Here is a 23,100-nt window from a genome sequence, read left to right as displayed (position 1 = left end):
CTCGTCCTCGCTGATCGCACGCGCGCGCGTCAATCGCAAGAAACGCGCAACTGTTTAGCGCAATTTGAAAGCAATTTGCCGATTGTAATCGATTAGAGTTGCGTTGACTTTCGGGGCTGGCCGTCGCAAGAAAGTGCCACGCAAATCAAAACGGAGTTCCATCGGAAACCGTGTCCAGAAATCCTTTTTCCAAAGCGAAGCCGGGGCTGACGACACTGGGAGGCATCCTCCTGTTTTTCCTGGCAACCTCAAGCTCATTTCTGTTTGCCGATGAAGCGCGCGCCGATTTTCGCGTCTGCAACGGCACACAAAATCTCGTCGGCGTGGCAATCGGCTACCGGGCCAAGGAAGGCTGGGTAACGGAGGGTTGGTGGCAGGTTCCGGCCACCACCTGCGCGACCCTGATCGAGGGCGAGCTTCAGTCACGATACTATTATCTCTACGCGGAAGATGCGGCCCGCGGCGGCCGCTGGACCGGTGACGTCAACATGTGCGTCGCCGAGAACGAGTTCAAGATCACGGGCGTGCAGGACTGCTTTGCCCGCGGCTTCCAGCGCATGGGATTCAAAGAATACGACACGGGGCGGCAAGGGAGCTGGATGGTTCAGCTCTCCGAAACGCCCGGCACGCAAGAAAGCCAGAATTGATGAAGCGGAACAGAAAAGTCAAAATCCTCGCCACGCTCGGACCGGCGTCTTCCGATGAGCAGATGATCCAGAAGCTGCACGAGGCCGGGGCTGATCTGTTCCGTATCAACATGAGCCATGCAAGCCACGACGTAATGCGCACGCTGGTTCAGCGTATCCGTGCGGTCGAAGCGCGTTGCGGTCGGCCGATCGGCATTCTCGGCGACCTGCAAGGGCCGAAGCTGCGCGTCGGCAAGTTCGCGGAAGGCAAGGTGGATCTCAAGGTCGGCCAGACCTTCACGCTCGACAACAGGGACGAGCCGGGTGACAACACCCGCGTCTATCTGCCTCATCCGGAAATCCTCGAAGCGGTCAAGCCTGGCCATCGCCTGCTGATCGATGACGGCAAGCTGCACCTGAAGGCTGAAAAGACCGACGGCAAGAGCATCGTCACGACGGTTGTCGCCGGCACCAAGATTTCCGACCGCAAGGGCGTCAGCCTGCCGGACACGCTGCTCGCAGTCGGCGTCCTGACCGACAAGGACCGCTCCGACCTCGACGCGGTTCTGGCGACCGGCGAGTTCGATTGGGTGGCGCTCTCCTTCGTGCAGCGACCGGAGGACCTGGCCGAGGTTCGCAAGATCGCCCGCGGCCGCGTTGGCCTGATGTCGAAGATCGAAAAGCCGCAGGCACTCGACCGCATCGACGAGATCATCGAGCTGTCGGACGCCCTCATGGTCGCGCGTGGCGACCTCGGCGTTGAAATGCCGCTGGAATCGGTGCCTGGTCTGCAGAAGCAGCTGACGCGCGCATGTCGCCGCGCCGGCAAGCCGGTGGTCGTGGCTACCCAGATGCTGGAATCGATGATCTCGGCGCCGGTCCCGACGCGTGCCGAAGTTTCCGACGTCGCAACGGCCGTCTTCGAAGGCGCCGACGCCGTCATGCTGTCGGCAGAATCGGCTTCGGGCGAGTATCCGGTGGAGGCCGTGTCGACCATGGCGTCGATCGCCAGCAACGTCGAGCGCGACCCGCACTATTCCAGCATCATCTACGCGCAGCGCACGCCGCCGGAGGCAACCGGTGCCGACGCGATTTCGCTTGCTGCCCACCAGATCGCCGAAACGCTCCGTCTCTCCGCGATCGTCTGCTACACCTCGTCCGGCACCACCGGTCTTCGCGCCGCCCGCGAACGGCCGCAGGTTCCGATCATTGCCCTCTCGCCGATCGTCCAGACGGCGCGCCGCCTCTCGGTCGTATGGGGCCTGCATTGCGTCGTCACCGAGGACGCGACGGACCTCGACGATATGGTCAACCGCGCCTGCCGCATCGTTGCGGCCGAAGGCTTCGGCAAGCCCGGCGAGCGCGTTATCATCTCCGCCGGCGTGCCCTTGGGCACGCCAGGCGCCACCAACATGTTGCGCATCGCCTATATCGGCTCCGACGGCAAGAGCGGCGTCTGACGCAGCCTTGGGAACGTGCGAAGCGGGTCAGACTTGACCGATGGCTTCGGACGACGCGATCAGGCGGGCTTCGGCCCGCCTTTTTATTTGCTCGAGATCGGTCGGCTGGCCTGCCATCTTTTCGAGTGCTGCGACGACAACGTCCGTGACCACATAATCGGGCTTGTGGCCGAGATTGCCGATCCACAGCAGTTCCGCGCCGGGGATATCGCGTGCCAGTCCGCGGGAATGGATGTCGGCCAGCACGATGCCGTCGCTGTCGCCGGTGATGATCACGGTCTGTGCGGTGATCTCTCGGTAGCGCGGCGCAGTCGCGGTCAGATAGGCATGGAGATTGGCGATGTCGCGCGCATTGTTGCGGAAGGTTGCGGGACGAAGCACCAGATGCGGGCCGGTCTTGTCGATGTAATCGTCGGGGCGCGGATTGGGTGAAAAGATCGAGTGCGTGCCGCCTTCGATGCGACGCTGCCCCAGGGGCGTTACCAGCGTATGGGCAAAGAGCCAGCCGAGGAGGGGCAGGGCCGTGAGGCGGTAATACCAGTCGACGCCGCCCGGCCAGGGGTGTGTTGCAGGCGCCAGCAGGACGAGGCCGGCAGTCTTCTCCGGATGATGCAGGGCGAAGCTCGCGGCAATGGCGCCGCCGAAGGAATGGCCGACGATGATGGCGCGACGGATGCCGCGCCTGGCCATCAGCTTTGCGATCGCCGTCGCCTGGCCGTCCGGGAGGTCGTTTTCCGCTCCGCCTCGCTCGGAGTAGCCGTGGCCCGGACGATCGACGAACAGCATCTCGGCGCGACCGTCAAGGGCTGGCGCGAAGGCGTGCAACTGGTCGAGCAGATTGCCGCCGGCGCCATGGATGAAGACGACGGGCAAGAGATCCGCCTGCCCGCCCGCCGGCAGGTGCACGCTGTTCATGCGATAGCCGCCGATGTCGATGAGCTTGCCGGCATTGGGAAACCGCCGGGTGAAGGCCCGCGCGTGCCAGAGGCTGTAGGCGATGCCGGCGAGCGCAAGCCCGATCAACAGGACGGTAGCTGGAACCATTGTCTCAATCTGTCTTCCGGCGTCCTTGGCCCAACGTGGTATCCGCGTCAACGTTGCAGGTTTGGGGAACTCATAGCCAGCCATCGTGGCCAGATGGCCTCCACGGCGCGCTGGCGGGCAAGCACGAACTCTGGCAGGGCGGTATCCCGCTCACCCTTGTTGTAACGGGTGTCTGCGCGGTCGACAACGAGGATCGGAGGCGCACCGAACTGGTCGGCGGTGATGTCGAGGATGAAGTCGCCGCATTCGACCCAGGCGTGGCCCTGCCAGCTGCCGTTGTGGAGGAAGCCGAATGGACCGATCTCCGGCTCAAGGGGACCCGCACGCGGTGTGCCCGAGACCCCGCAGGCATCGAGGCCTTCGGCATTCAAGGCGCGCACAAGAAACAGGCTCGTGCGGCCGCAGGTCCATTGCGAGAGGGGCGCGGGAAGGTGGCCACCCCAGGTGCGATGCCATTCCAGCCAGATCGGTTCCATGAAACGACGAGTGGTTGTCGCTGCTGCATGTTTCCTTCAATCGTAACCGATTGAAGGAAACATGCAGCAATTCAAAGTGCTACAGCGACCTTTGCGCGTCTCATAAGACGCGCGGCGCTGTAGGTCGAGAAGTGTGGTCGCACCGACAGGGAGGGGCGCTGACGGGCTCTGCAACAGACTGCGCCGGTGCGGTCAGGTCTTGCTGCCGGCGAGCTTCTCGGCCAACTCTCCGAGCTGCTCCTGCGCCTTTCGATCGGCGGGATAGATGTCCAGGAACTGCTCCCAGGCCCGCATGGCAAGCTCGTCCTTGCCGGAGGCGCCGAGGATCGCTGCCATGCCGGCAAGCGCACCGAAATGGCGAGGCTCGATCGTCAGCACACGGTTGATGTCCGACATCGATTTCCGGTAATTGCCCATCGCGTAATGCAAGGTCGCGCGGCGGTTCCAGCCTTCGACATAGTTGGGCGCAAGCGTGATGACCTGATCGAGGATGTCGAGCGCGGCAGCCTGCTTGTTGTCGGTGATGGCCTTGTCGGCCCACTGCATCAGGAGATTGACGGTGGCGCTGCCGGAATCCTGCCATTCCATACGGATCTGATTGGCGAGTTCACGCGCCTTGTCGGCGTCGCGTTCCTTCTTGAGGTCCGCGAACAGGCCGTCCAGTCGTTGCTTGGGTGTGGTAAGGCTGGCGGATTCCGTCTGGGTCGATGCTTCCGCCGCGAACGAGAAACTGCCAGCTCCTATGGAGGTGGCGAGCAGGGCGGAGCACGCCAGAATCAGGGGTACAAAAACTCGCATGGCGAGCATGTTAGCTCGCCATGGAACAACTTCATAATCAATTTTGGGACATCGCCGAAGGGATGTCCCGCCACCCGGCGTGGATCAGCCCTGACGAGCCTTGAAGCGCGGGTTCGACTTGTTGATGATGTAGATGCGGCCCTTGCGACGAACCAGACGGTTTTCGCGGTGACGGGTCTTCAGCGACTTGAGCGAATTCTTGATCTTCATTTTCCTGATCCGCAGGTTTCGGGGAACGAAAATTCGCCCGGTATCTCTAACAATCAAAAGCGCGCCGGTGAGCGCGCTCCTTTAAGGTGGGATGGCAATACCGTGTCACCCCTGTTGTGTCAACCACAAGACGCCCCATTTTGCCGCCTTGCCCCGCATTTCTGTGGCCTTCAGCTGCGGAGGAGCTGTGTGACATGGCCCATCTTGCGGCCGGGTCGCGCCTCGGTCTTGCCGTAGAGGTGCACCAGGACATCATCCGTTGCAAGCCATGCCGGAACATCGTTGAGGTCGTCGCCGATCAGGTTCTGCATGACGCAGTCGGAGTGGCGACGGGGATTGCCGAGCGGCAATCCCGTGACGGCGCGAATATGCTGCTCGAACTGCGAGACGACGCAGGCGGCTTCCGTCCAATGGCCGGAATTGTGCACGCGCGGCGCCATTTCGTTGGCAATCAGGCTGCCATCGGCAAGCACGAAGAATTCGACGCCGATGACGCCGACATAGCCGAGCGCATCGAGGATGGCCTTGGCCGCCTTGCGGGCGGCATCCGCCGTGTCGCCGCCAACGGCTGCCGGCACCGTCGAGGTGTGGAGGATGCCGTTGCGATGGACGTTCTCGGCCGGGTCGAAGCAGGCGACCGTGCCGTCGGTGGCGCGGGCGGCGATGATCGAAATCTCGCGCTCGAACGGCACAAAGCTCTCAAGGATCAGGGGCACGCCGCCGAGCGCTGCAAAGGCGCCGGCCGGACTGTCCCCGGCGGAGCGGAAGACGCGCTGGCCCTTGCCGTCGTAACCGAGGCGGCGGGTCTTGAGCACGCCGGTGCCGCCGAAATCGGCAAGCGCTGTTTCCAGGTCGGTCTGGCTGTCGACGGCGTGAAAGCGCGCCGTCGCAATGCCGCAGTCGTTGATGAAGCGTTTTTCGACGAGGCGGTCCTGCGCGACTTCCAGCGCCTTTGCAGGCGGGAGGACAGGTCGTTTCGCGGCGAGCCGCTCGGCGGCCGCGACAGGCACGTTCTCGAATTCGTAGGTGATGATGTCGCTGACGGTCGCGAGTTGGCTGAGCGCGGCTTCGTCGTCATAGGCAGCAACGATCTGATCGTTGGCGACCTGTGCCGCCGGACAGTCGACCTGCGGCTCGAGGATGACGGTGCGGAAGTTCAATCGGGCAGCTGCCATCGCCAGCATGCGGCCGAGCTGGCCGCCACCGATAATGCCGATGGTGGTCATGCCTCGTCCACCGGGTACTCGGCGACCGAAATCGTCTGCTGCTCGCGCCAGTCGTCAAGCCGGTCGGCGAGGTCGTCGTCACTGAGTGCGAGCACGGCTGCAGCAAGAAGGGCGGCGTTGACGGCGCCGGCGCGGCCGATCGCGAGCGTTCCAACGGGAATGCCGGCGGGCATCTGGACGATCGAGAGCAGGCTGTCCTGGCCGGAAAGCGCCTTCGACTGAACCGGTACGCCAAAGACCGGCAGCGGCGTCATCGAGGCGCACATGCCGGGCAGATGGGCCGCCCCTCCGGCGCCGGCGATGATCACCTTGAAGCCCTCGTCGCGGGCGCCCTTGGCGAAGTTCACGAGCCGATCCGGGGTGCGATGGGCGGAAACGATGCGAGCCTCATAGGCAATGTCGAGCGCGTCGAGCGTATCGGCGGCGTTCTTCATCGTCTCCCAGTCCGACTGGCTTCCCATGATGATGGCGACGGGTGGGGTCGTGGTGTCGATCACGTCTGTCCTGTTCCGCGTTCAGGCAATGATGTCGGGGATGATCTGGTCTTCGATCTTGCTGATCTTGTCCTTGATCGCCAGCTTCTTCTTCTTCATGCGCTGGATTCTCAGCGCGTCGCAGCCGGTCTCGATCATGGCGTTGATGGCAGCGTCGTAGTCTTCATGTTCCTGCCTCAGCCGCGCGGCGGTCAGTCTGAGTTCGGCCTGGTCCTGGTCCGGCATGCAAAGCGATCCCCATCAGCCCGGCGCGAAGTCCTCCTCGAACCGGAATTCCATGCGTCGCTCTATCACATCTTGGGCGGTAACGGGAAGTTATCCGTCGTCATCATTTCGCCTTCGACAAATGAAAAATGGCATGGCACTGTAGTAAGGTTACAACCATGGAACATCCGGCATTCACACGCCGGATGCAAGCAAAAGGAAGGGACTGCCAAATGACTGTTGAGGCTCATCTTGCAACGCTTGAGAAAAAACATGGCGTCCTGGAGCAGGAGCTCCATGCGGCATTGAATCAGCCGTCGGTGGAAGACGAGCTGATTACCGACATCAAGCGGAGGAAGCTGCGCATCAAGGACGAAATCGAAAGGCTTCGTTCCTCGACTCACTGATTATCAACGGTATTTCCCAGGATTATCGGGAGGCGCCATCTCCCCTCTGAGTAGGCGCAACAAGGTTTAGAACCAATCCCCCACGACGGAAGATACGGAATGCTGGACCGGGCTTGGCGCCCGGTCTGTTTCTTTCGGGCGTCGCCTGCTGCAGGTCTCCCTTTGATCATAGCCGATCAAGGGACAAAAACATACAGAAATTCAAAGAGCTACAGCGACCTTTGCGCCTCTGACAAAGACGCGCGGCGCCGTAAGCGGCTGCCGGGCTCAGGACCAGAACTGGTCGAGCCACAGATTGAGACGGTCGAAACCCGGACGGTTGATCGCGTAGATCCGCCGAGTACCGCTCGCCGAAACCGAGACCAGATTGCAATCCAGCAAGGCCTTCAGGTGCTGCGATACGGCCGGGCGGCTGATCGGCAGGCCCTCCGCCAGTTCGTTTACGGTTTTCGGCGCGCGCCGCAGTTCCTCCAGCAGGTGGCGCCGGTTCGGGTCCGCAATGGCATCGAAAGGGTCCGCGATCGTCATGGCCGGACGTTAGGCGAAATTTTGCAAAGCAGCAAGAAATTTGTGCGATGCGGAATGCTAATTTTGCTTTGCAATATTTCCGTAATACTTGGGGCCTCGGTTCAGCCGCCTGCGGCCAGGCTGTTGATACCGTCCCACAGCAGTTTCGAGCCTGCGATGAAGGCCATGGTATACATGAAGGGGTAGAAGATCTGCGGCTTCATGCGGCGAACGATCCAGGCGCCGCACATGGTTGCGACGATGGCGAGCGGAAAGAGCGTCGCCGAGATTTTCAGGTTACTGAGATCCAGCTGCCCAAGCGCGAAATAGGGGATGAGCTTCACCGCATTCAGGATCGCAAAGAAGCGCACGATGGTGCCGGTATATTCGCGCGGATCGAGTTGCAGTGGCAACGCGTAGATCTGGAAAGGCGGGCCGCCGGCGTGCGCGACGAAGCTGCCATAACCGGCAAAGGAGCCCCAGAGTGTTGCCGGCCCGGCCCGCTGCTTCTTCGGCGCGATCGTGATGCCAAGACGTATGCGCCAGACATTGTAGACGTATCGGAGCACGAAGAGCACGGTGATCAGACCGATGATGAGGCGAAGGAGGTCACGCGAGACGTAGGCAGAGGTCGCCCAGCCGATGAAGATGCCGACGATGGCGCCGGGCAACAACATGAAGAGGGTGGTGCGATCGCCGTGCTTGCGCCACATCCAGAGCGAGACAAGATCCATAGCGATCAGGATCGGGAGAAGCAGGGCGGCCGCCTGGACGGGTGACACCGCCATCGACAGGATCGGAACACCCATCAGCGAAAGTGCTTCCCCCATGCCACCCTTGCTGAGACCAACGAGCAGAACTGCCGGAATGGCGATAAGATAGAAGTCGAGATCAGGAAGCATGGGTGGCGGTTGATCCTTTTGCAGTCTCCGTCTATCGGTTTTCCCAAATGAAATCGAGCGCTGGTTTCGCCACCCTGGCGGATGCAGCCGGAAATGGATGTCTTGATATGACAACAGAACGTTGCCGCCTGGTGCTGATCGCGCCCGACATGCCCGATGCGGCGGAACGCGCAAAGGTGCTTGCCGAAGCCCTGAAGGGCGGCGACGTCGCCTCCGTGATCGTGCCGCAATACGCACTTGACGATACCGAGTTCCAGAAACATGCCGAGCGTCTGGTGCCGGTCATTCAGGAAGCCGGCGCCGCTGCGCTCATCGAGGGCGACTCCCGCGTGGCCGGGCGCGCCAAGGCTGATGGTCTGCACATTGCCGGCAATGCGGAAGCGCTTGGCGAGGCGGTCGAGAAACACACCCCGAAACTGATCGTCGGCGGGGGTAATGCCGCCGACCGTCACCACGCGCTGGAGATCGGCGAGGTGCGCCCGGATTACGTGTTCTTCGGCAAGACCGATGGCGACATCAAGCCGGAGGCGCATCCGAAGAACCTGGCGCTCGCCGAATGGTGGGCGTCGATGATCGAGATCCCCTGCATCGTCATGGGCGGCACCGACCCGCAATCGGCATTGGCCGTGGCGGAGACTGGTGCCGAGTTCGTGGCGCTTCGCCTTGCCGTCTTCGGCGAACCCGGTCAGGCGCCTTCCGTCGTTGCTGCGGTCAACGCACTTCTTGACGAAAAAGCGCCACGGTTTGAAGATTAAGACGTTTCGATGTTGAGCCGCCTGCCTTCCAGATTGAGTCGAGGTTTTTCCCTTGTTGCCATGGCTGTTGCCCTGGCACTGCCGGCGCATGCGCAGGAGCAGAAGGGCGGTGGCGAGGACGCCGGCGTCGAGAAGCGCGGCCGCATCACGCCTTTCAACGGTGCGGCGATGCCGGAGGGCGCGACGCCGACCGACCAGAAAGATGGCAAGTCCGCTGTCGGCCCCAACAAGAAGCCTGCGGACGGCTCCGTCCCATCGTCCGGCGTCACTGTTTTCGATCGCATGGGCGCCGAATTGCCGGCCCTGCCAGCGGAAAAGCCCTTCACCGGCAAGGTGGACGATGCCTATGGCGCGTTCCAGCGTGGCTACTACCTGACCGCGATGGATCTGGCGCTGCCGCGGGCGCAGCTTGGCGATCCGGCGGCGCAGACGCTGATCGCCGAGATCCTGCAGCAGGGACTGGGCGTCGTGCGCAATCCCCAGCAGGCTGCCTTCTGGTACGGCCAGGCGGCGGAAAAGGGCGATCCCGCCGCTATGTTCAAATACGCGCTGATCCTGATGGAGGGCCGTTACGTCAAGCGCGACCGGAAGAAATCCGAAGAGCTGATGAAGAAGGCGGCCGATCTCGGCAATGGCTCGGCGCAGTTCAACTACGGCCAGACGCTTGTCGCCGACAATCCCGGGCCGAAGGGACTGAAACTGGCGATGCCCTATTATGAAAAGTCGGCCGAACAGGGCATTGCGGATGCGCAATATGCGCTGTCGCAGATTCTGGTCAATGTCGATGGCATCGAGGAGAGCAAGCGGGCGCGGGCGCGCGAATGGCTGATCCGCGCGGCGCGGGCGGGCTACGACACCGCTCAGCTCGATATCGCCATCTGGATGATCGAGGGCATTGCCGGCGAGCGCAATCTCGAAGAGGGTTTCGGTTGGATGCGGCGGGCGGCCGAGGGCGGAAATGTGGTTGCGCAGAACCGGCTTTCGCATCTCTATGTCAACGCCATCGGCACCAGGCCCAATCCGGTCGAGGCGGCGAAATGGTATGTGCTTTCGCGTCGCGCCGGCCTGAAGGACGACTCGCTCGAGGACTTCTATCTCGGTCTCAATGAAGAGCAGCAGAAGCAGGCACTCAGCGCCGCCAACAAGTATCGCCGGAGCTGAACGGTGCAGATTGCGACGGAATCCGCCGTGGCTGCTCGACGAAAATGCTATTTCGCTTGAATTTGCGGGCCATCTGTGGTTCTGAGGCCGCGGTTTTGCTCGTGGGGCCGCGACAGTTTGGCCGCAACGCGAGCGGAGTGATTACTCACTCGGTTTTTTGACGACGGAGCTCAATCAGCGGCTTGCCCTACGTCCTTGGATCGGTTCCGATCGAGGGAATATGCAGAAGGGCCGGCAATGCGGCCGTGTTCCGTCAAGCAGGTTCAACGTCCGATCGATCGCGTTCGATCGGCCTTCGTTATCAAGGGATCGCCAGATGGCCCGTTCAGCACTTCTCAATGTCATGGTTCAGGCCGCCTTCAAGGCGGGCAAGTCGTTGGCCCGCGATTTCGGCGAAGTCCAGAACCTGCAGGTCTCGCTCAAGGGGCCTGGCGACTATGTCTCGCAGGCCGACCGCAAGGCCGAAAAACTCATCCGCGAAGAGCTCCTGAAGGCCCGCCCGACCTACGGCTTCCTCGGCGAGGAAGGTGAAGAGATCATCGGCACCGACGGTGCGCATCGCTGGATCGTCGATCCGCTCGACGGCACCACCAACTTCCTGCACGGCATTCCGCATTTCGCGGTATCGATCGCACTGGAGCGTCAGGGTGAGATCGTCGGCGCCGTCGTCTTCAACCCCGCGACCGATGAACTTTACACTGCCGAGCGTGGCGGTGGCGCCTTCCTCAACGACCGTCGCCTGCGGGTCGCCTCGCGCAAGCATCTTTCCGACGCGGTGATCGCCACCGGCACGCCGCATCTCGGCCGCGGCAACCACGGCAAGTACCTGATCGAACTGCGCCACGTCATGGGCGAAGTCGCAGGCATCCGCCGCATGGGCGCTGCCTCGCTCGACCTCGCCTATGTGGCTGCCGGCCGCTACGACGGCTACTGGGAACGCGACCTCGCCGCCTGGGACATCGCTGCCGGCGTGCTGCTGATCCGGGAGGCCGGCGGCTGGGCGCACGATATCAACGGCGGCGCCAAGCCGGTCGACGACGGTTCGATCGTCTGTGGCAACGAGTACATCGTCAAGGCACTGAAGGATGTCGTGCACCGCCCGGTGCCGACCAAGTAAGCAGCGATCCTTGTTTTGACGCTCGGCCTCCGGCGCTCACCTGCGTCGGAGGCTTTGCTTTTCCGGTTGATCCGGAATGAGGCAACACGACAGTGCCACATGCCTGTGCCTATCTACGGGTGCCGCAGCCGTCGCCTCACTTTGGGAAACGGCTGAATTTCATCCTTGAATCGATTTCGGTTTCGGGAATTATGCAGTAGGCTCCGGACCGGCGCGGCGCCGTTCCGACATGTAAGAACCGGGAGATACTTATACCCATGACGCAACTGCATCTGTCCGGATGGAACGGTCGGGAAGGCATGGAAGAAAGCTATAATCCGCACAAGCTTTCGAGCCCCATGCACTATTTCTGGATCATGGTGGTCTTCCTGATCATCGTCGGTTTCGTGGGCGCAATCCTCTTTCGGCAGGCACACAACGCCTTTCTGGCCAACCCCGGCCTCAACGGCTTGATCCTTGGGGTGCTGTTGATCGGCATCCTGCTCGTCTTCAACCATGTGCTGGGCTTACGTCCCGAAGTGCGCTGGTTCAATTCCTTTCGCGCCGCCGGCAGCGCCGACAAGGTGGGCCGCGATCCGGTGCTGCTGGCGCCGATGCGGGCGCTGATCGGTGCCCGTCAGACGGCGATCTCGACGACGGCGCTACGCTCCATTCTGGATTCGATTGCGACCCGTCTCGATGAATCCCGCGATATCTCACGCTATCTGACCGGCCTTCTCGTGTTCCTCGGCCTGCTTGGCACTTTCTGGGGCCTTTTGGGTACGATCGGTTCGATCAATACGGTCATCCAGTCGCTGGATGCCGGTTCGGGAACCACCGAAGACATTCTGGCGGCCTTGAAAAGCGGCCTGTCGGCGCCGTTGACCGGCATGGGTACGGCGTTCTCGACATCGCTCTTCGGTCTTTCCGGTTCGCTGATCCTCGGCTTCCTCGACCTGCAGGCCGGCCGCGCCCAGAACCGTTTCTATACCGAGCTCGAAAACTGGCTTTCTTCCGTGACCGATGTCGGCTCCGAGCTGACGCCGACGCTCGACGCGCCGTCGGGGGCTCCGGTCGAAGAGCTGAAAAAACTCACGGATCAGCTGGTCCGTCTCAACCAGGAGGGCGGTTCGAGCCAGCGTACGACCGCTGCCATGGCAAGCCTTGCAGAAGGTATCCAGGGCCTGGTGAAAAACATGCGCGGCGAGCAGCAGATGCTCCGGGACTGGATCGAAGCCCAGCAGGAAGAGGCCAAGGCGATGCGCAGGACGCTCGACAGATTGTCATCGCGCATCGGCGGGGAGCGGCTCACCGTCACCGGCGAAAGGCCGCCGCTGCCGGCCAAGCTCGGACAGTTGGACGAGACCGGAGGAGAGTAATCCATGGCGCTCGCCCGCAAAGGCCGCTCGCAGCGCACGATCGATTATTGGCCGGGCTTCGTCGATGCTCTGTCGACGCTCCTGCTTTCGATCATGTTTCTGCTCACCGTGTTCGTTCTCGGGCAGTTTCTGCTGAGCCGCGAAATCAGCGGCAAGGATGAAGTGCTGACCCGGCTGAACAGCCAGATCAACGAGCTTACGCAGCTCCTGGCGCTTGAGAAGAGCGGCAAGCAGGATCTCGAGGATTCGCTCGCCAATCTCCAGGCTTCCCTGTCCCAGTCGGAAGGCGAGCGCTCGCGCCTGCAGGCGCTGCTAGACCAGGGCGCCGGCAGCAGCGATGCCGCCAACCAGAAGATCGGACGTCTCGGCTCGGAGCTTGAGAACGAGCGCGAGGTCAGCGCCCGGGCGTTGAGCCAGATCGAGCTCTTGAACCAGCAGATCGCGGCGCTGCGCAACCAGATCGCCGCCATCGAGGTCGCGCTTCAGGCATCTGAGGCGAAGGACCAGGCGTCGCAGACGAAGATCGCCGACCTCGGGCGCCGCCTGAACGTGGCGCTTGCCCAGCGTGTGCAGGAGCTCAACCGCTATCGCTCCGATTTCTTCGGGCGCTTGAGGGAAATCCTCTCCGACCGCGAAAACATCCGCATCGTCGGCGACCGCTTCGTGTTCCAGTCGGAAGTGCTGTTCCCGTCCGGTGGCAGTGAACTCAATCCTGATGGACAGGCGGAGATGGCGAAGCTGGCTTCGGCGCTGCTCGATCTCGCCAAGGAAATCCCTGCGGAGATCAACTGGGTGCTGCGCGTCGACGGCCATACCGACAATGTACAGCTTTCCGGAAGCGGCCGCTATGCCGATAACTGGGAGCTTTCCTCGGCGCGTGCCACCTCGGTCGTCAAGTTCCTGATCTCGAAGGGGGTTCCTGCCGATCGCCTGGTCGCGGCCGGCTTCGGCGAGTATCAGCCGATTGCGCCGGGCGAGACCCCGGAGGCCCGGGCCCAGAACCGCCGCATCGAGCTCAAGCTGACCGAAAAATAGGCGGCGGTACCGAAACACACCGTGGCCAGCACCCGACTCTTGAATTGACCTTGACGTACGCGTAACTGTTGCTGCGGCCATTCGTATGGCGGCGCTGTATGGGATGCAGGGGAGGGCATTTCATGGATTGCGATGTATTGGTCATCGGTGCGGGTCTTGCCGGCCTGGTTGCCGCCTCGGAGGCAGCCGCCCTTGGGCGCAAGGTGATCGTTCTCGATCAGGAAGGCGAACAGAACCTTGGCGGCCAGGCTTTCTGGTCGCTTGGCGGCCTGTTCTTCGTCGATAGCCCCGAGCAGCGGCGCATGGGCATTCGCGACACGCGCGAGCTTGCCCGGCAGGACTGGCTGGGATCTTCGCAGTTCGACCGTCCGGAAGACCATTGGCCGCGGCTCTGGGCCGAAGCCTATCTCGACTTTGCCGCTGGCGAAAAGCGCCGCTGGCTGCATTCCCTTGGCATGCGCTGGTTTCCGGTCGTCGGCTGGGCCGAGCGTGGCGGCGGACTTGCCCATGGTCACGGAAACTCGGTGCCGCGCTTCCACGTCACCTGGGGTACCGGGCCGGCGGTGCTCGAACCTTTCGTGCGGCTGACGCGGGAGGCGGAAAGTCGTGGTCTGGTGCGCTTCCGGTTCCGCCATCGGGTCGATGAGCTCATTACCACGGATGGAAAGGTGGCGGGCGCCCGCGGTGCTTTGCTGAAGGAGGACCCGGTCGGAAGGGGCGAGCGCAGTTCACGCGACGTCGCCGGCGATTTCGAGCTTTCGGCCGGCGCGGTCGTCGTTACCTCGGGTGGTATCGGCGGCAATCACGATCTCGTTCGCCGCAACTGGCCGCGCAAGCGGCTTGGCCAACCGCCGGCAACCATGGTCTCGGGCGTGCCGCATCACGTCGACGGGCGCATGCTGGAGATCGCCAGCCGGGCGCGCGGTTCGGTCATCAACTCGGACCGCATGTGGCACTATACCGAGGGGCTCAGGAACTTCGATCCGATCTGGCCGGATCATGGCATCCGCATCCTGCCTGGTCCGTCGTCGTTCTGGTGCGACGCCGACGGCAACCGCTTTTCCGCTCCGGCGATGCCGGGCTTCGATACGCTCGGGACCCTGCAGGCGATCCGTGACAGCGGCCACGACTACAGCTGGTTCATCCTGACGCGGGCAATCATCAAGAAGGAGTTTGCGCTTTCCGGTTCGGAACAGAACCCGGACCTGACCGGCAAGAGCATCTCGCTGCTCCTGAAGCGGCTCGGCAAGAATCCGCCCGGCCCAGTCCAGGCCTTCATGGACAAGGGTGAGGATTTCATCGTCCGGGACCGGCTTGAAGACCTTGTGCCGGCGATGAACGCGCTCACGGGCGAGGATCGGCTGTCGCTCGACCATCTTCGCCAGCAGATCGAGGCGCGCGATCGCGAGATCACCAACCCGTTCTCAAAGGACGCCCAGGTCACGGCGATCCGTGGCGCCCGCGCCTATCGTGGCGATCGGCTGCTGCGCACCGCCAAGCCGCATAGGCTGCTCGATCCGAAAGCCGGGCCGCTGATCGCCGTTCGCCTGCATATCCTGACACGCAAGACGCTTGGCGGTCTGCAGACAGACCTCTCGGGCCAGGTGCTGGAGCAGTCTGGCGAGCCGGTGCCGGGTCTCTACGCGGCTGGCGAAGTCGCTGGTTTCGGTGGCGGCGGCATGCATGGCTACAATGCGCTCGAAGGCACCTTCCTTGGCGGCTGCATCTTTTCTGGCCGGATGGCGGGGCGGGGTGCCGCCGGGGCGTAATGTCCATTGTGCCGGTGATCGTCGCTATCAGCCGATTGCTCCCCACCCTAGCCCTCTCCCAGAAGGCGGGGCGAGGGAACGGCCGAGCGTGCCGCAACTTCTTCTTTGCAAACGTCACCGCGGAAGCCAGGCCACCAAACCTCGCAATGCTTCCAATGTTTTGAGACGACGGTTGAGACGGTCGGCACGGCGCTGCCACAAATCCCTTCTCCCCGCGCGTGGGGAGAAGGTGCCGGCCGGCGGATGAGGAGTGGCGGTAGATTGCCCTTCAATCCATCTGCACGTTGGCGTCACGCACGACCGGCGTCCACTTCGCCAGCTCTGCCGACACATGCAGCTTCAGCTCTTCCGGGGTCGAGCCGACGATCTTGGCGCTGAATTCCTTCATGCGTTCGACAACGGCGGGATCCTTCATGGCCTTGTTTGCCGCCTCGTTGAGGCGGGCGACCACCGGCTGCGGTGTGTTCGCCGGGGCGAAGAGCGCGTTCCAGGTGTAGGTCTCGTAGCCGGGGATGCCGCTTTCGGCGACCGTCGGCACATCGGGGAAGGAAGGCGCGCGCTCCGCTGTCGTCACGGCAAGCGCGCGCAGGGTTCCTGCCTTGATGTGGCCGGATGAGGAAGGGAGATTGTCGAACATGATCGGCACCTGGTTGCCGATGACGTCGTTCAGCGCCGGGCCGGCGCCCTTGTAGGGGATATGCTGCATGCTGACGCCGGCCATCTTCTTGAAAAGCTCGCCGGACAGATGCAGCGGCGTGCCGTTGCCGGACGAAGCGTAGCTGTATTCGTCGGGCTTGGCCTTCAGGAGCGCCAGAAGTTCCGCGACGTTCTTGGCGGGGAGTTCGGGATTGACGACCAGCACGTTGGGCACGATGACCAGCAGCGAGATGGGGGCGAAATCCTTCTCTGGATCGTAGGGCTTGGTCTTGAGGATCAGCGGGTTGAGCGCGTGCGTGGCGACGGTTCCCATGAGGATCGTATAGCCGTCCGGATCGGCGCGCGCGACATTGGCCGCGCCGAGATTGCCACCGGCGCCGGCGACATTCTGGACAATCACCTGCTCGCCGAGATCTTCGGACATTTTTTGTGCGACGATGCGGGCCACCACGTCGGTCGAGCCGCCGGCGGCGAAGGGAACGACCATGGTTATCGGCCGGTCCGGGAAACCCTGGGCGAGGGCCGGGATGCCAAAGGGCAGCGCGGATAGCGCCATCAGGCCCAGCGTCAGCGTTGCGCGCCGGGTCAGTTGCGAAAATGCCATGCGAATTTCCTCCCACACGTTCAGCAAACAGCAAACCGGCCCGCAACTGCACAATTCCCTAAAACGAGATCGGTCCAGGGACGAATTCATGCAGCAGTTCAGCAAGTTACAGCAACCTTGGCGCGTCGGAACGCACGCGGCGCCGCAGGCCGGCCCCATAACAATAGGGCGCGGCCCTCGGTCGACAACCGTCTGGTGTAAAATCGGACGGGCAGGGTCTGAACCGCCTCCGGCGGCTCAGCTTTGCGTGGCGACGAACAGTGCTTCGGCGCCGTGGTTGAACTGCAGCCGCGCAAGCTTGGCATAGAGGCCACCCTGGCGGATGAGGGAGACGTGGGTTCCTTCCTCGACGATCCGGCCGTGATCCATGACCAGGATGCGGTCTGCCTTCAGTACGGTCGCGAGCCGGTGGGCGATGATGATCGTCGTACGTTCGTGCAGCAGGCCATCGAGGGCTTTCTGCACCAAGGTCTCGCTTTCGGCGTCGAGCGCCGAGGTGGCCTCGTCGAGAAGCAGGATCGGTGCGTTCTTGAGGATCGCGCGGGCAATGGCGATGCGCTGGCGCTGGCCGCCGGACAGGGTGATGCCGCGTTCGCCGACAAGCGTGTCGTAGCCATTGTCGAGGCGGTTGATGAATTCATCCGCCTGGGCAGCGGCGGCCGCAGCGCGCACCGCCTCCCGGGTCGCGCCGGGCACGCCGAAGGCGATGTTGTCGTGAACCGAGGAGGCAAAGATGGTGACATCCTGCGGCACGATCGCCAGCCGGTCGCGCAGTTCCTTGGGGTCAACGGTACGGACATCGAGCCCATCGACCGTTACCGTGCCCTTGGCGGGATCGTAGAAGCGCAGGAGCATGGAGAAGACCGTGCTCTTGCCGGCGCCAGACGGGCCGACGATGGCGACAGTTTCGCCGGGCTTGATCGCAAAGCTGAGCCCGTTCAGGCTCTTGTAGTCGGGCCGCGCCGGATAGGCGAAATAGACGTCGTCGAAGGCAATGGCGCCTGTGGCCGGTACGGGCATGGCGACGGGGTTTGCCGGCGCCTGGATCTCGGGGACCTCCGTCAGCAGTTCGTTGAGCCGCTCGGCGGCTCCGGCGGCCTGCGAGAGTTCGCCCCAGACTTCCGAGAGCGAGCCGAGGCTGCCCGCGGCAAAGACCGAGTAGAGCAGGAACTGGCTGAGGGTGCCGGCGGAAAGGTTGCCAGAAAGCACGTCATGCGCGCCGAACCACAGCACCGCGACGACGCTGCCGAAGACCATGGTGATGGCGAAGGCGGTAAGCACAGAACGCGCCTTGATCGCGGCGCGCGCAGCGCCATAGGCGTCCTCGACGGCGGCTCCGAAATGGTTGTTGGCGAGTGCCTCGCCATTGAAGGCCTGCACGGTGCGGGATGCCGCGATTGCTTCGCCGGCATAGGCGGACGCCTTGGCGAGTGTGTCCTGCGCTTCGCGCGAGCGGCGGCGGACGGAGCGGCCGAAGCCGACGAGCGGGAAGACGATGATCGGGATCGCGATCAGCACCAGGCTCGATAGCTTCGGGCTGGTATAGACCATCATGCCGATGGCGCCGAGACACAGGATCAGGTTGCGCAGCGCGACCGAAGCGGTGGCGCCGACCGCGGACTTGACCTGGGTCGTATCGGCAGTCAGCCGCGAGACGATCTCGCCGGACTGGTTGACGTCGAAGAAGGAGGCGGAAAGCCGCGTGACGCTATCGAAGACGTTGCGCCTGAGGTCGGCAACGATGCGCTCGCCGAGCGTGATGACGAAGTAGTAGCGCGCCGCGCTCGCCAGCGCGAGCACGATGGCCAGCATCATCAGCATCGAGAAGTAGGTGTTGATGAAACCGCTGTCGGGACTGGAGAAACCGTTGTCGACCATGCGCCTGACCGCGAGCGGCAGCGCCAGCGTGGTCACTGCGGCTAGGATGAGCGAAATACCGGCGCCGACGACCAGGTGGCGGTAGCGAGCGAGGTAAGGTAAGAGCGTGGTGAGCGGGCGAATGGATTTGCGCGCTGGCGTCTGGTTTTCTCGTACGGACACTTGACCCCTTTCGCCAACCACGGAGGAAAGGGTTTGCCCATGAGTCTTCCGCGCGGCACTTGTTATCCCGCAGACCTTGATGTATAGGCACGGCATCGAATTGGGAAGCCGTGGCCCTTCAGCCGGTCCGCGGCTTCATTTACGTGTTCGGTCTCGAAGTCGCAATGCCTTGCGACAATTGGACCCTGGAACTCTAGGAAGATCGTTATGAAGGCAGACATCCATCCCGATTACCACGTCATCAAGGTAGTCATGACTGACGGCACCGAATACGAAACCCGCTCGACCTGGGGTTCGGAAGGCGCCACCATGAACCTGGAAATCGACCCGAAGTCGCACCCGGCTTGGACGGGCGGCAACCAGCAGCTCATGGACCGCGGCGGCCGCGTCTCCAAGTTCAAGAAGCGCTTCGAGGGCCTCGGCCTCTAATTGACGCCTCTTCGGCATTCTCAAAGCCCGGCCATCGCGCCGGGCTTTTTGTTGGCCGTGCGGGATGGCCGCGCTTGCCCGTCACTTGGGAAGTCCGGCCTTGCGAAAGCCCTCGACGAAATGCGCAAGCATGGCATCGTCACGCAGCGGCTCGGTCGCAGCCCAGTGGCGGATGGTGAAACCCGGGTTGGCGACGAGAAAAAGCTCCGCTTCCGCGCGCGCCTCGTCGAGGCGACCGACCTGGGCGAGGCTTGCCGCCAGGAACCGGCGTGAACTCGTGCGATAGGTCTCGTCCCTGCGCAGGGTCTCGATGGCGGCTGCATAGTCGCCGGCCGCATATTGCGCCTGGCCGAGCGTCAGATAGTACCAGCTTGCCGGAAACGGGTTCAGCCTGAACGCCTTGCGGATATGCGCGAGGCCCTCTTCGACCCGCCCGGCGAGAACCGCGACGTCGGACAACGCCGCCCAGGTGTCGGCTTCGTTCGGGTCGAGTTCGATCGCCCTGGCGAATTCGGCATCCGCCTCGGCAAAGCTGCGCTCATAGGCAAGAAGGTAGGCCAGGATCCAGCGGCTGCCGGCATCGTTTGGGTCGATCGTGACTGCTTTGCGCGCCAGTTCCAGGGCAAGGCTGCGGGCTGTCTCCGTCGGTCCGCCGGAGTGCACCCGTCCCATCCAGTGGTTCATGGCCAGCCAACGGTAGGCCTCGGCATAGTCGGGGTCGAGCGAAACCGCACGCGTCAGCATCAGGTGCGCTTCCTGGGCCGCCTGCGGCGTGTCATCCATCAGCCTGCGGGCCCGTACGCAGAGATCGTAAGCCTCCATGTTGCCGGGTCGGTTGCGCGGCAGCGGCGGTGGGCGCAATTGTCCGAGCAACGCTTCCACGATCTTTGCCGCAACCTCGTCCTGAACGGCGAAGATGTCTTCCAGGCCGCGATCGAAGCGTTCCGCCCAGAGATGATCGCCGCTCTGGGTGTCGACCAATTGCGCATTGATACGCACGCGACCTGCCGCACGCCTGGCGCTGCCTTCCAGCAGGTAACGCACGCCCAGGTCTTCCGCGATTGTGCGCACATCCACCGGCTTGCCTTTGTAGACGAAGGACGAGTTGCGCGCGATGACAAACAGGCCGGGGGTTCTGGACAGGTCGGTGATCAGGTCCTCGGTCAGCCCATCCGCGAAGGGCTCCTGCTCGGGATCGTTGCTGAGGTTGACGAAGGGCAGCACGGCGACCGACGGCCTATCCGGCAAGGAGAGCGCGCGCCGCTTTGCCGCACCGAGCGTCCTTGTGGTTCCTGTGAAGCGATAGCCGACGCGCGGGATCGTCGAGATCCACTCGCTGCCATCGGCGGCGGGGCCAAGCAGCTTCCTGAGCTGCGCGATCTGGACGGTAAGGTTGCCTTCCTCGACAGCGGTTGCCGGCCAGGCCGCATCCAACAGTTCAGCTTTGCCCAGGATTTCGCCGGACCGTTCAACGAGCGCCGCAAGCAGCCTTAGTCCGCGGTAGCCGATGGCAACGGGATCGCCGTCCCGCAGGAGCGTTCCCGCACCCGGATCAAGCACGAAGGAACCAAAGGCGAAGCGGGTTTCCTGCATGGGCGCATCTATAGTGCGTTTGGACGTTTTTGAGAACTTTTTGGAAGCGCTTAATTACACCCCGGTTCGTGTCCTGCAGAATTCACCGGTCTTTCGGGCCGATTATGGAGACTGCCATGAACCACATTCCCATTCCTCTATCCCGGCATCAGGCGCCACGCGTGCGAGAACAGCACTCGATGCCTTTGCGCACCGGCCTTGCAACGCTCGGAGGCGCTGTCGCGGCCTGGGACAGGAGGGTCCGCTTTCGCCGGGATCTCGAACAAACCTCGAAGAACGACCCGCATTTGATCGCCGATATCGGCCTCACAGAACCGCAGGTCGAGATCGAAAGCGCCAAACGTTTCTGGCAGGCATGAGGCGCGCTTCGGAATGATATCGGATCAAGAGCCTCTGCGTGTCGCGACCGAGCGCCGTCACTTGCGCGACGCGACCGTGCCACAAGAACAACCAATCCTGTGGGCGCCGATAGCCGGCACGATCGCAACGGTCACGGTGTTTGCGGTTGCCCAAGGGCTGACCTATCCGCTGCTCAGCTTCATCCTGGAGCGGCAGGGAACGCCCCCCGGACTGATCGGCCTGTCGGCGGCGATGACGCCGCTGGGTTTCATCCTTTCCGCTCCCCTCATTCCGGCGCTGGTTCGGCGCTTCGGCGCGGCGTGGCTTGCTGTTCTCTGCTCGTTGTTTGCAGCGCTGACCCTGATCGCGATCGCCTGGACGCAGGACCTCTGGGCCTGGATGCCGCTACGTTTCCTGCTTGGTTTCTTTGCCAATCCGCTTTCCGTGATCAGTGAAACCTGGCTGATCACGATCACTCCGCCGTCACGCCGGGGCCGCATCATGGGCCTCTATTCTTCGGTTGTTTCGGGCGGCTTCGCCATCGGGCCGTTGTCGCTCGGCCTCGTCGGCACGGTTGGCTGGTCGCCCTTCCTGATCGGCATCGTGGCCTTCCTTTTCTGCGGGATGATCTTGCTGACAGTCGTGCCGCGCCTGCCTGATATGCCGCAGGATGGCGAGGCCACTTCCGTCGGTGGGTTCCTGGCGCTGGCGCCTCTCCTCCTGTTTGCGGTTTTCACCGCTGCCGCTTTCGAACAGATCCTGCTTTCGATGTTTGCCACCTATGGCGCCACGCGCGGCAGTGCCGAGGAGCGGATCGCCTCTCTCATTACCTGTTTCATCACCGGCAATGCGCTGCTGCAGATATTTCTCGGGCGCTTGGCCGAGCAGACCGGTTCGATGCGGGCGATGTTGTTCTGTGTGCTGGTCTCGCTGGCCGGATGCCTGCTGCTGCCCTGGGTCTTCACTTCCTGGCTCGTCTGGCCGCTCGTCTTCGTCTGGGGCGGGGGCTCATTCGGCATCTACACGATGTCGTTGATCCAGCTCGGCGAACGCTTCACTGGCCAGGCCCTGATTGCTGGCAATGCGGCCTTCGCGGTTGCGTGGGGTCTCGGCGGCATCGTGGGGTCGCCCGCGACAGGACTAGCCATGCAGTGGCTAGGCCATCGGGGACTGCCAATGGCTCTTGGCTTCCTAAGTTGTGCGCTGGCGCTGTTTCTTTTGGCGAAGATGCGGCGCACCCGTTCGTGACAGCCGCGACGCAAAACAAAAAACCCGGCGATGGCCGGGTCCCGTTTCCGCATGCAGACGCGAAAGGCTATCAGTTGGTGCCGAAGGCCGTCTGCAACAGCTTGATCTGCGCCTTGACGCCATTCTGGTTGTCCGGAACGATGGCAGCGGCTTCGTGCGGGCGATAGATTTCGCGATCGAGCAGGGCGACGCGGTTCTGCAGGCGCAGCGAGCGCTCGATGAGATCGCGGAAGGACTCCGGCAGTTCGGCCCAGCCAGGCGCGGACTTGTCGACGTTGAAGCTGTCGAGGCGAACCTTGCTCTTTTCCGACATCACCTGGTCGCGGCTCATCTCACCGTTGTTGACGGCGCGCTGCAGGAGCAGCCAGGAAGCCATCTGCATCAGGCGGGTGGTGAGGCGCATGGATTCAGCTGCATAGAGCACCGATGCCATGCGCGGCAGAACCTTCGAGGCGGCGCGGCCGGGGCCATCGAGATAGGTGGCCGTTTCCTCGACCAGACCCATGCCTTCCGAATAGAGTGTCTTGAATTGTGCCGAGGACGCTGCGTGTCCTGCGAAACTGACCGTATTCAATCCTCTCTCGGACATGACCTGTTTTCCCTGGTTCAAACGCATCACGACAGTCAGGTAGTGGGCGGTT

At 63.0% G+C, this 23,100-nt stretch carries 25 protein-coding genes; 12 read left to right on the top strand and 13 right to left on the bottom strand.

Going from position 1 to position 23,100, the window contains the following annotated elements:
- Positions 1–170 precede the first annotated feature (170 nt).
- Complete coding sequence (locus PWG15_RS15575) at positions 171–647, top strand: DUF1036 domain-containing protein (RefSeq protein ID WP_113540860.1); 477 nt, start codon at positions 171–173, stop codon at positions 645–647.
- A complete protein-coding gene (pyk, locus tag PWG15_RS15570; RefSeq protein WP_275021342.1) occupies positions 647–2,086 on the top strand; it encodes a pyruvate kinase in 1,440 nt (479 codons plus the stop codon). Before PWG15_RS15575 ends, pyk begins: the two co-directional genes overlap by 1 nt.
- Before the next feature lie 27 nt (positions 2,087–2,113).
- Here pyk and PWG15_RS15565 read toward each other — a convergent pair whose 3' ends face one another.
- The 7 genes from PWG15_RS15565 to PWG15_RS15535 all read right to left on the bottom strand — a co-directional run bounded on the left by PWG15_RS15565 (position 2,114) and on the right by PWG15_RS15535 (position 6,559).
- The gene (locus tag PWG15_RS15565; RefSeq protein ID WP_275021340.1) at positions 2,114–3,130 is read right to left on the bottom strand and encodes an alpha/beta fold hydrolase; all 1,017 of its coding nucleotides are present in this window, start codon (positions 3,128–3,130) and stop codon (positions 2,114–2,116) included.
- Positions 3,131–3,177: 47 nt separating this feature from the next.
- A complete protein-coding gene (locus PWG15_RS15560) occupies positions 3,178–3,606 on the bottom strand; it encodes a hypothetical protein (protein WP_275021338.1) in 429 nt (142 codons plus the stop codon).
- A gap of 192 nt (positions 3,607–3,798) precedes the next feature.
- Complete coding sequence (locus tag PWG15_RS15555; protein ID WP_275021337.1) at positions 3,799–4,413, bottom strand: tetratricopeptide repeat protein; 615 nt, start codon at positions 4,411–4,413, stop codon at positions 3,799–3,801.
- 75 nt (positions 4,414–4,488) lie between these two features.
- Positions 4,489–4,614, bottom strand: coding sequence for a type B 50S ribosomal protein L36 (ykgO, locus tag PWG15_RS15550; RefSeq protein ID WP_034806120.1), 126 nt, complete (start codon positions 4,612–4,614; stop codon positions 4,489–4,491).
- Between the two features lie 170 nt (positions 4,615–4,784).
- Positions 4,785–5,840 (bottom strand): 5-(carboxyamino)imidazole ribonucleotide synthase, encoded by a 1,056-nt coding sequence (locus tag PWG15_RS15545; protein WP_275021335.1) that lies wholly within the window; start codon positions 5,838–5,840, stop codon positions 4,785–4,787.
- Positions 5,837–6,301, bottom strand: a complete 465-nt coding sequence (purE, locus tag PWG15_RS15540; RefSeq protein ID WP_065375341.1) for a 5-(carboxyamino)imidazole ribonucleotide mutase — start codon at positions 6,299–6,301, stop codon at positions 5,837–5,839. Before purE ends, PWG15_RS15545 begins: the two co-directional genes overlap by 4 nt.
- A gap of 54 nt (positions 6,302–6,355) precedes the next feature.
- Positions 6,356–6,559, bottom strand: coding sequence for a YdcH family protein (locus PWG15_RS15535; protein WP_057254651.1), 204 nt, complete (start codon positions 6,557–6,559; stop codon positions 6,356–6,358).
- Positions 6,560–6,771: 212 nt separating this feature from the next.
- On the opposite strand from PWG15_RS15535, the gene PWG15_RS15530 reads away from it, so the two are divergent.
- Positions 6,772–6,945, top strand: a complete 174-nt coding sequence (locus PWG15_RS15530) for a YdcH family protein (RefSeq protein WP_065375242.1) — start codon at positions 6,772–6,774, stop codon at positions 6,943–6,945.
- 267 nt (positions 6,946–7,212) lie between these two features.
- Here PWG15_RS15530 and PWG15_RS15525 read toward each other — a convergent pair whose 3' ends face one another.
- Positions 7,213–7,473, bottom strand: coding sequence for an ArsR/SmtB family transcription factor (locus PWG15_RS15525; protein WP_034806124.1), 261 nt, complete (start codon positions 7,471–7,473; stop codon positions 7,213–7,215).
- Positions 7,474–7,574: 101 nt separating this feature from the next.
- Positions 7,575–8,354 (bottom strand): sulfite exporter TauE/SafE family protein, encoded by a 780-nt coding sequence (locus PWG15_RS15520; RefSeq protein WP_275021330.1) that lies wholly within the window; start codon positions 8,352–8,354, stop codon positions 7,575–7,577.
- A 107-nt stretch (positions 8,355–8,461) separates the two neighbouring features.
- Here PWG15_RS15520 and PWG15_RS15515 point away from each other — a divergent pair, with 107 nt between their 5' ends.
- The 6 genes from PWG15_RS15515 to PWG15_RS15490 all read left to right on the top strand — a co-directional run bounded on the left by PWG15_RS15515 (position 8,462) and on the right by PWG15_RS15490 (position 15,549).
- Positions 8,462–9,109, top strand: a complete 648-nt coding sequence (locus PWG15_RS15515) for a thiamine phosphate synthase (RefSeq protein ID WP_275021328.1) — start codon at positions 8,462–8,464, stop codon at positions 9,107–9,109.
- A gap of 60 nt (positions 9,110–9,169) precedes the next feature.
- Positions 9,170–10,270 carry a tetratricopeptide repeat protein gene (locus PWG15_RS15510; RefSeq protein WP_275021326.1) on the top strand — a complete coding sequence of 367 codons (1,101 nt, stop codon included), beginning with the start codon at positions 9,170–9,172 and terminating at the stop codon, positions 10,268–10,270.
- Positions 10,271–10,586: 316 nt separating this feature from the next.
- Complete coding sequence (locus PWG15_RS15505; RefSeq protein WP_275021324.1) at positions 10,587–11,387, top strand: inositol monophosphatase family protein; 801 nt, start codon at positions 10,587–10,589, stop codon at positions 11,385–11,387.
- A 257-nt stretch (positions 11,388–11,644) separates the two neighbouring features.
- Positions 11,645–12,745, top strand: a complete 1,101-nt coding sequence (locus PWG15_RS15500; protein ID WP_275021322.1) for a flagellar motor protein MotA — start codon at positions 11,645–11,647, stop codon at positions 12,743–12,745.
- 3 nt (positions 12,746–12,748) lie between these two features.
- Positions 12,749–13,780, top strand: a complete 1,032-nt coding sequence (locus PWG15_RS15495) for a peptidoglycan -binding protein (RefSeq protein WP_275021320.1) — start codon at positions 12,749–12,751, stop codon at positions 13,778–13,780.
- Between the two features lie 122 nt (positions 13,781–13,902).
- Entirely contained in the window at positions 13,903–15,549 is a 1,647-nt protein-coding gene (locus tag PWG15_RS15490) for an FAD-binding dehydrogenase (protein WP_275021318.1), read from the top strand.
- 268 nt (positions 15,550–15,817) lie between these two features.
- Here PWG15_RS15490 and PWG15_RS15485 read toward each other — a convergent pair whose 3' ends face one another.
- Together PWG15_RS15485 and PWG15_RS15480 are read right to left on the bottom strand one after the other, a co-directional pair.
- A complete protein-coding gene (locus tag PWG15_RS15485; RefSeq protein ID WP_275021316.1) occupies positions 15,818–16,810 on the bottom strand; it encodes a Bug family tripartite tricarboxylate transporter substrate binding protein in 993 nt (330 codons plus the stop codon).
- A 237-nt stretch (positions 16,811–17,047) separates the two neighbouring features.
- Positions 17,048–18,850: an ABC transporter transmembrane domain-containing protein gene (locus PWG15_RS15480; protein ID WP_275021314.1), complete on the bottom strand. Its 1,803-nt coding sequence runs from the start codon at positions 18,848–18,850 to the stop codon at positions 17,048–17,050.
- 207 nt (positions 18,851–19,057) lie between these two features.
- On the opposite strand from PWG15_RS15480, the gene rpmE reads away from it, so the two are divergent.
- The gene (gene rpmE / locus PWG15_RS15475) at positions 19,058–19,279 is read left to right on the top strand and encodes a 50S ribosomal protein L31 (protein WP_034806140.1); all 222 of its coding nucleotides are present in this window, start codon (positions 19,058–19,060) and stop codon (positions 19,277–19,279) included.
- A gap of 81 nt (positions 19,280–19,360) precedes the next feature.
- On the opposite strand, the gene PWG15_RS15470 is transcribed toward rpmE, so the two are convergent.
- Entirely contained in the window at positions 19,361–20,872 is a 1,512-nt protein-coding gene (locus tag PWG15_RS15470; protein ID WP_275021305.1) for a winged helix-turn-helix domain-containing tetratricopeptide repeat protein, read from the bottom strand.
- A gap of 116 nt (positions 20,873–20,988) precedes the next feature.
- Between PWG15_RS15470 and PWG15_RS15465 the strand changes: the two genes are divergently transcribed.
- Together PWG15_RS15465 and PWG15_RS15460 are read left to right on the top strand one after the other, a co-directional pair.
- Complete coding sequence (locus tag PWG15_RS15465; protein WP_275021303.1) at positions 20,989–21,231, top strand: DUF1127 domain-containing protein; 243 nt, start codon at positions 20,989–20,991, stop codon at positions 21,229–21,231.
- A 13-nt stretch (positions 21,232–21,244) separates the two neighbouring features.
- The gene (locus PWG15_RS15460) at positions 21,245–22,459 is read left to right on the top strand and encodes an MFS transporter (protein WP_275021301.1); all 1,215 of its coding nucleotides are present in this window, start codon (positions 21,245–21,247) and stop codon (positions 22,457–22,459) included.
- A 70-nt stretch (positions 22,460–22,529) separates the two neighbouring features.
- On the opposite strand, the gene PWG15_RS15455 is transcribed toward PWG15_RS15460, so the two are convergent.
- Complete coding sequence (locus tag PWG15_RS15455; RefSeq protein WP_043610604.1) at positions 22,530–23,048, bottom strand: protease adaptor protein RcdA; 519 nt, start codon at positions 23,046–23,048, stop codon at positions 22,530–22,532.
- Between the last annotated feature and the right edge of the window lie 52 nt (positions 23,049–23,100).

The organism is Ensifer adhaerens (assembly GCF_028993555.1).
In the GTDB taxonomy this organism is placed as follows: domain Bacteria; phylum Pseudomonadota; class Alphaproteobacteria; order Rhizobiales; family Rhizobiaceae; genus Ensifer; species Ensifer adhaerens_I.
The sequence above is the reverse complement of the archived record's forward strand: the minus strand, read 5'-3'. Positions and strand labels throughout refer to the sequence as shown.

Coding starts and splice junctions, on each gene's coding strand:
- pyk (WP_275021342.1), top strand. CDS start 647: ATGAAGCGGAACAGAAAAGTCAAAATCCTCGCCACGCTCGGACCGGCG.
- PWG15_RS15470 (WP_275021305.1), bottom strand. CDS start 20,872: ATGCAGGAAACCCGCTTCGCCTTTGGTTCCTTCGTGCTTGATCCGGGT.
- PWG15_RS15565 (WP_275021340.1), bottom strand. CDS start 3,130: ATGGTTCCAGCTACCGTCCTGTTGATCGGGCTTGCGCTCGCCGGCATC.
- PWG15_RS15500 (WP_275021322.1), top strand. CDS start 11,645: ATGACGCAACTGCATCTGTCCGGATGGAACGGTCGGGAAGGCATGGAA.
- PWG15_RS15495 (WP_275021320.1), top strand. CDS start 12,749: ATGGCGCTCGCCCGCAAAGGCCGCTCGCAGCGCACGATCGATTATTGG.
- ykgO (WP_034806120.1), bottom strand. CDS start 4,614: ATGAAGATCAAGAATTCGCTCAAGTCGCTGAAGACCCGTCACCGCGAA.
- purE (WP_065375341.1), bottom strand. CDS start 6,301: ATGGGAAGCCAGTCGGACTGGGAGACGATGAAGAACGCCGCCGATACG.
- PWG15_RS15490 (WP_275021318.1), top strand. CDS start 13,903: ATGGATTGCGATGTATTGGTCATCGGTGCGGGTCTTGCCGGCCTGGTT.
- PWG15_RS15555 (WP_275021337.1), bottom strand. CDS start 4,413: ATGCTCGCCATGCGAGTTTTTGTACCCCTGATTCTGGCGTGCTCCGCC.
- PWG15_RS15515 (WP_275021328.1), top strand. CDS start 8,462: ATGACAACAGAACGTTGCCGCCTGGTGCTGATCGCGCCCGACATGCCC.
- PWG15_RS15505 (WP_275021324.1), top strand. CDS start 10,587: ATGGCCCGTTCAGCACTTCTCAATGTCATGGTTCAGGCCGCCTTCAAG.
- PWG15_RS15545 (WP_275021335.1), bottom strand. CDS start 5,840: ATGACCACCATCGGCATTATCGGTGGCGGCCAGCTCGGCCGCATGCTG.
- PWG15_RS15485 (WP_275021316.1), bottom strand. CDS start 16,810: ATGGCATTTTCGCAACTGACCCGGCGCGCAACGCTGACGCTGGGCCTG.
- PWG15_RS15535 (WP_057254651.1), bottom strand. CDS start 6,559: ATGCCGGACCAGGACCAGGCCGAACTCAGACTGACCGCCGCGCGGCTG.
- PWG15_RS15530 (WP_065375242.1), top strand. CDS start 6,772: ATGACTGTTGAGGCTCATCTTGCAACGCTTGAGAAAAAACATGGCGTC.
- PWG15_RS15455 (WP_043610604.1), bottom strand. CDS start 23,048: ATGTCCGAGAGAGGATTGAATACGGTCAGTTTCGCAGGACACGCAGCG.
- PWG15_RS15510 (WP_275021326.1), top strand. CDS start 9,170: ATGGCTGTTGCCCTGGCACTGCCGGCGCATGCGCAGGAGCAGAAGGGC.
- rpmE (WP_034806140.1), top strand. CDS start 19,058: ATGAAGGCAGACATCCATCCCGATTACCACGTCATCAAGGTAGTCATG.
- PWG15_RS15525 (WP_034806124.1), bottom strand. CDS start 7,473: ATGACGATCGCGGACCCTTTCGATGCCATTGCGGACCCGAACCGGCGC.
- PWG15_RS15460 (WP_275021301.1), top strand. CDS start 21,245: ATGATATCGGATCAAGAGCCTCTGCGTGTCGCGACCGAGCGCCGTCAC.
- PWG15_RS15560 (WP_275021338.1), bottom strand. CDS start 3,606: ATGGAACCGATCTGGCTGGAATGGCATCGCACCTGGGGTGGCCACCTT.
- PWG15_RS15520 (WP_275021330.1), bottom strand. CDS start 8,354: ATGCTTCCTGATCTCGACTTCTATCTTATCGCCATTCCGGCAGTTCTG.
- PWG15_RS15465 (WP_275021303.1), top strand. CDS start 20,989: ATGAACCACATTCCCATTCCTCTATCCCGGCATCAGGCGCCACGCGTG.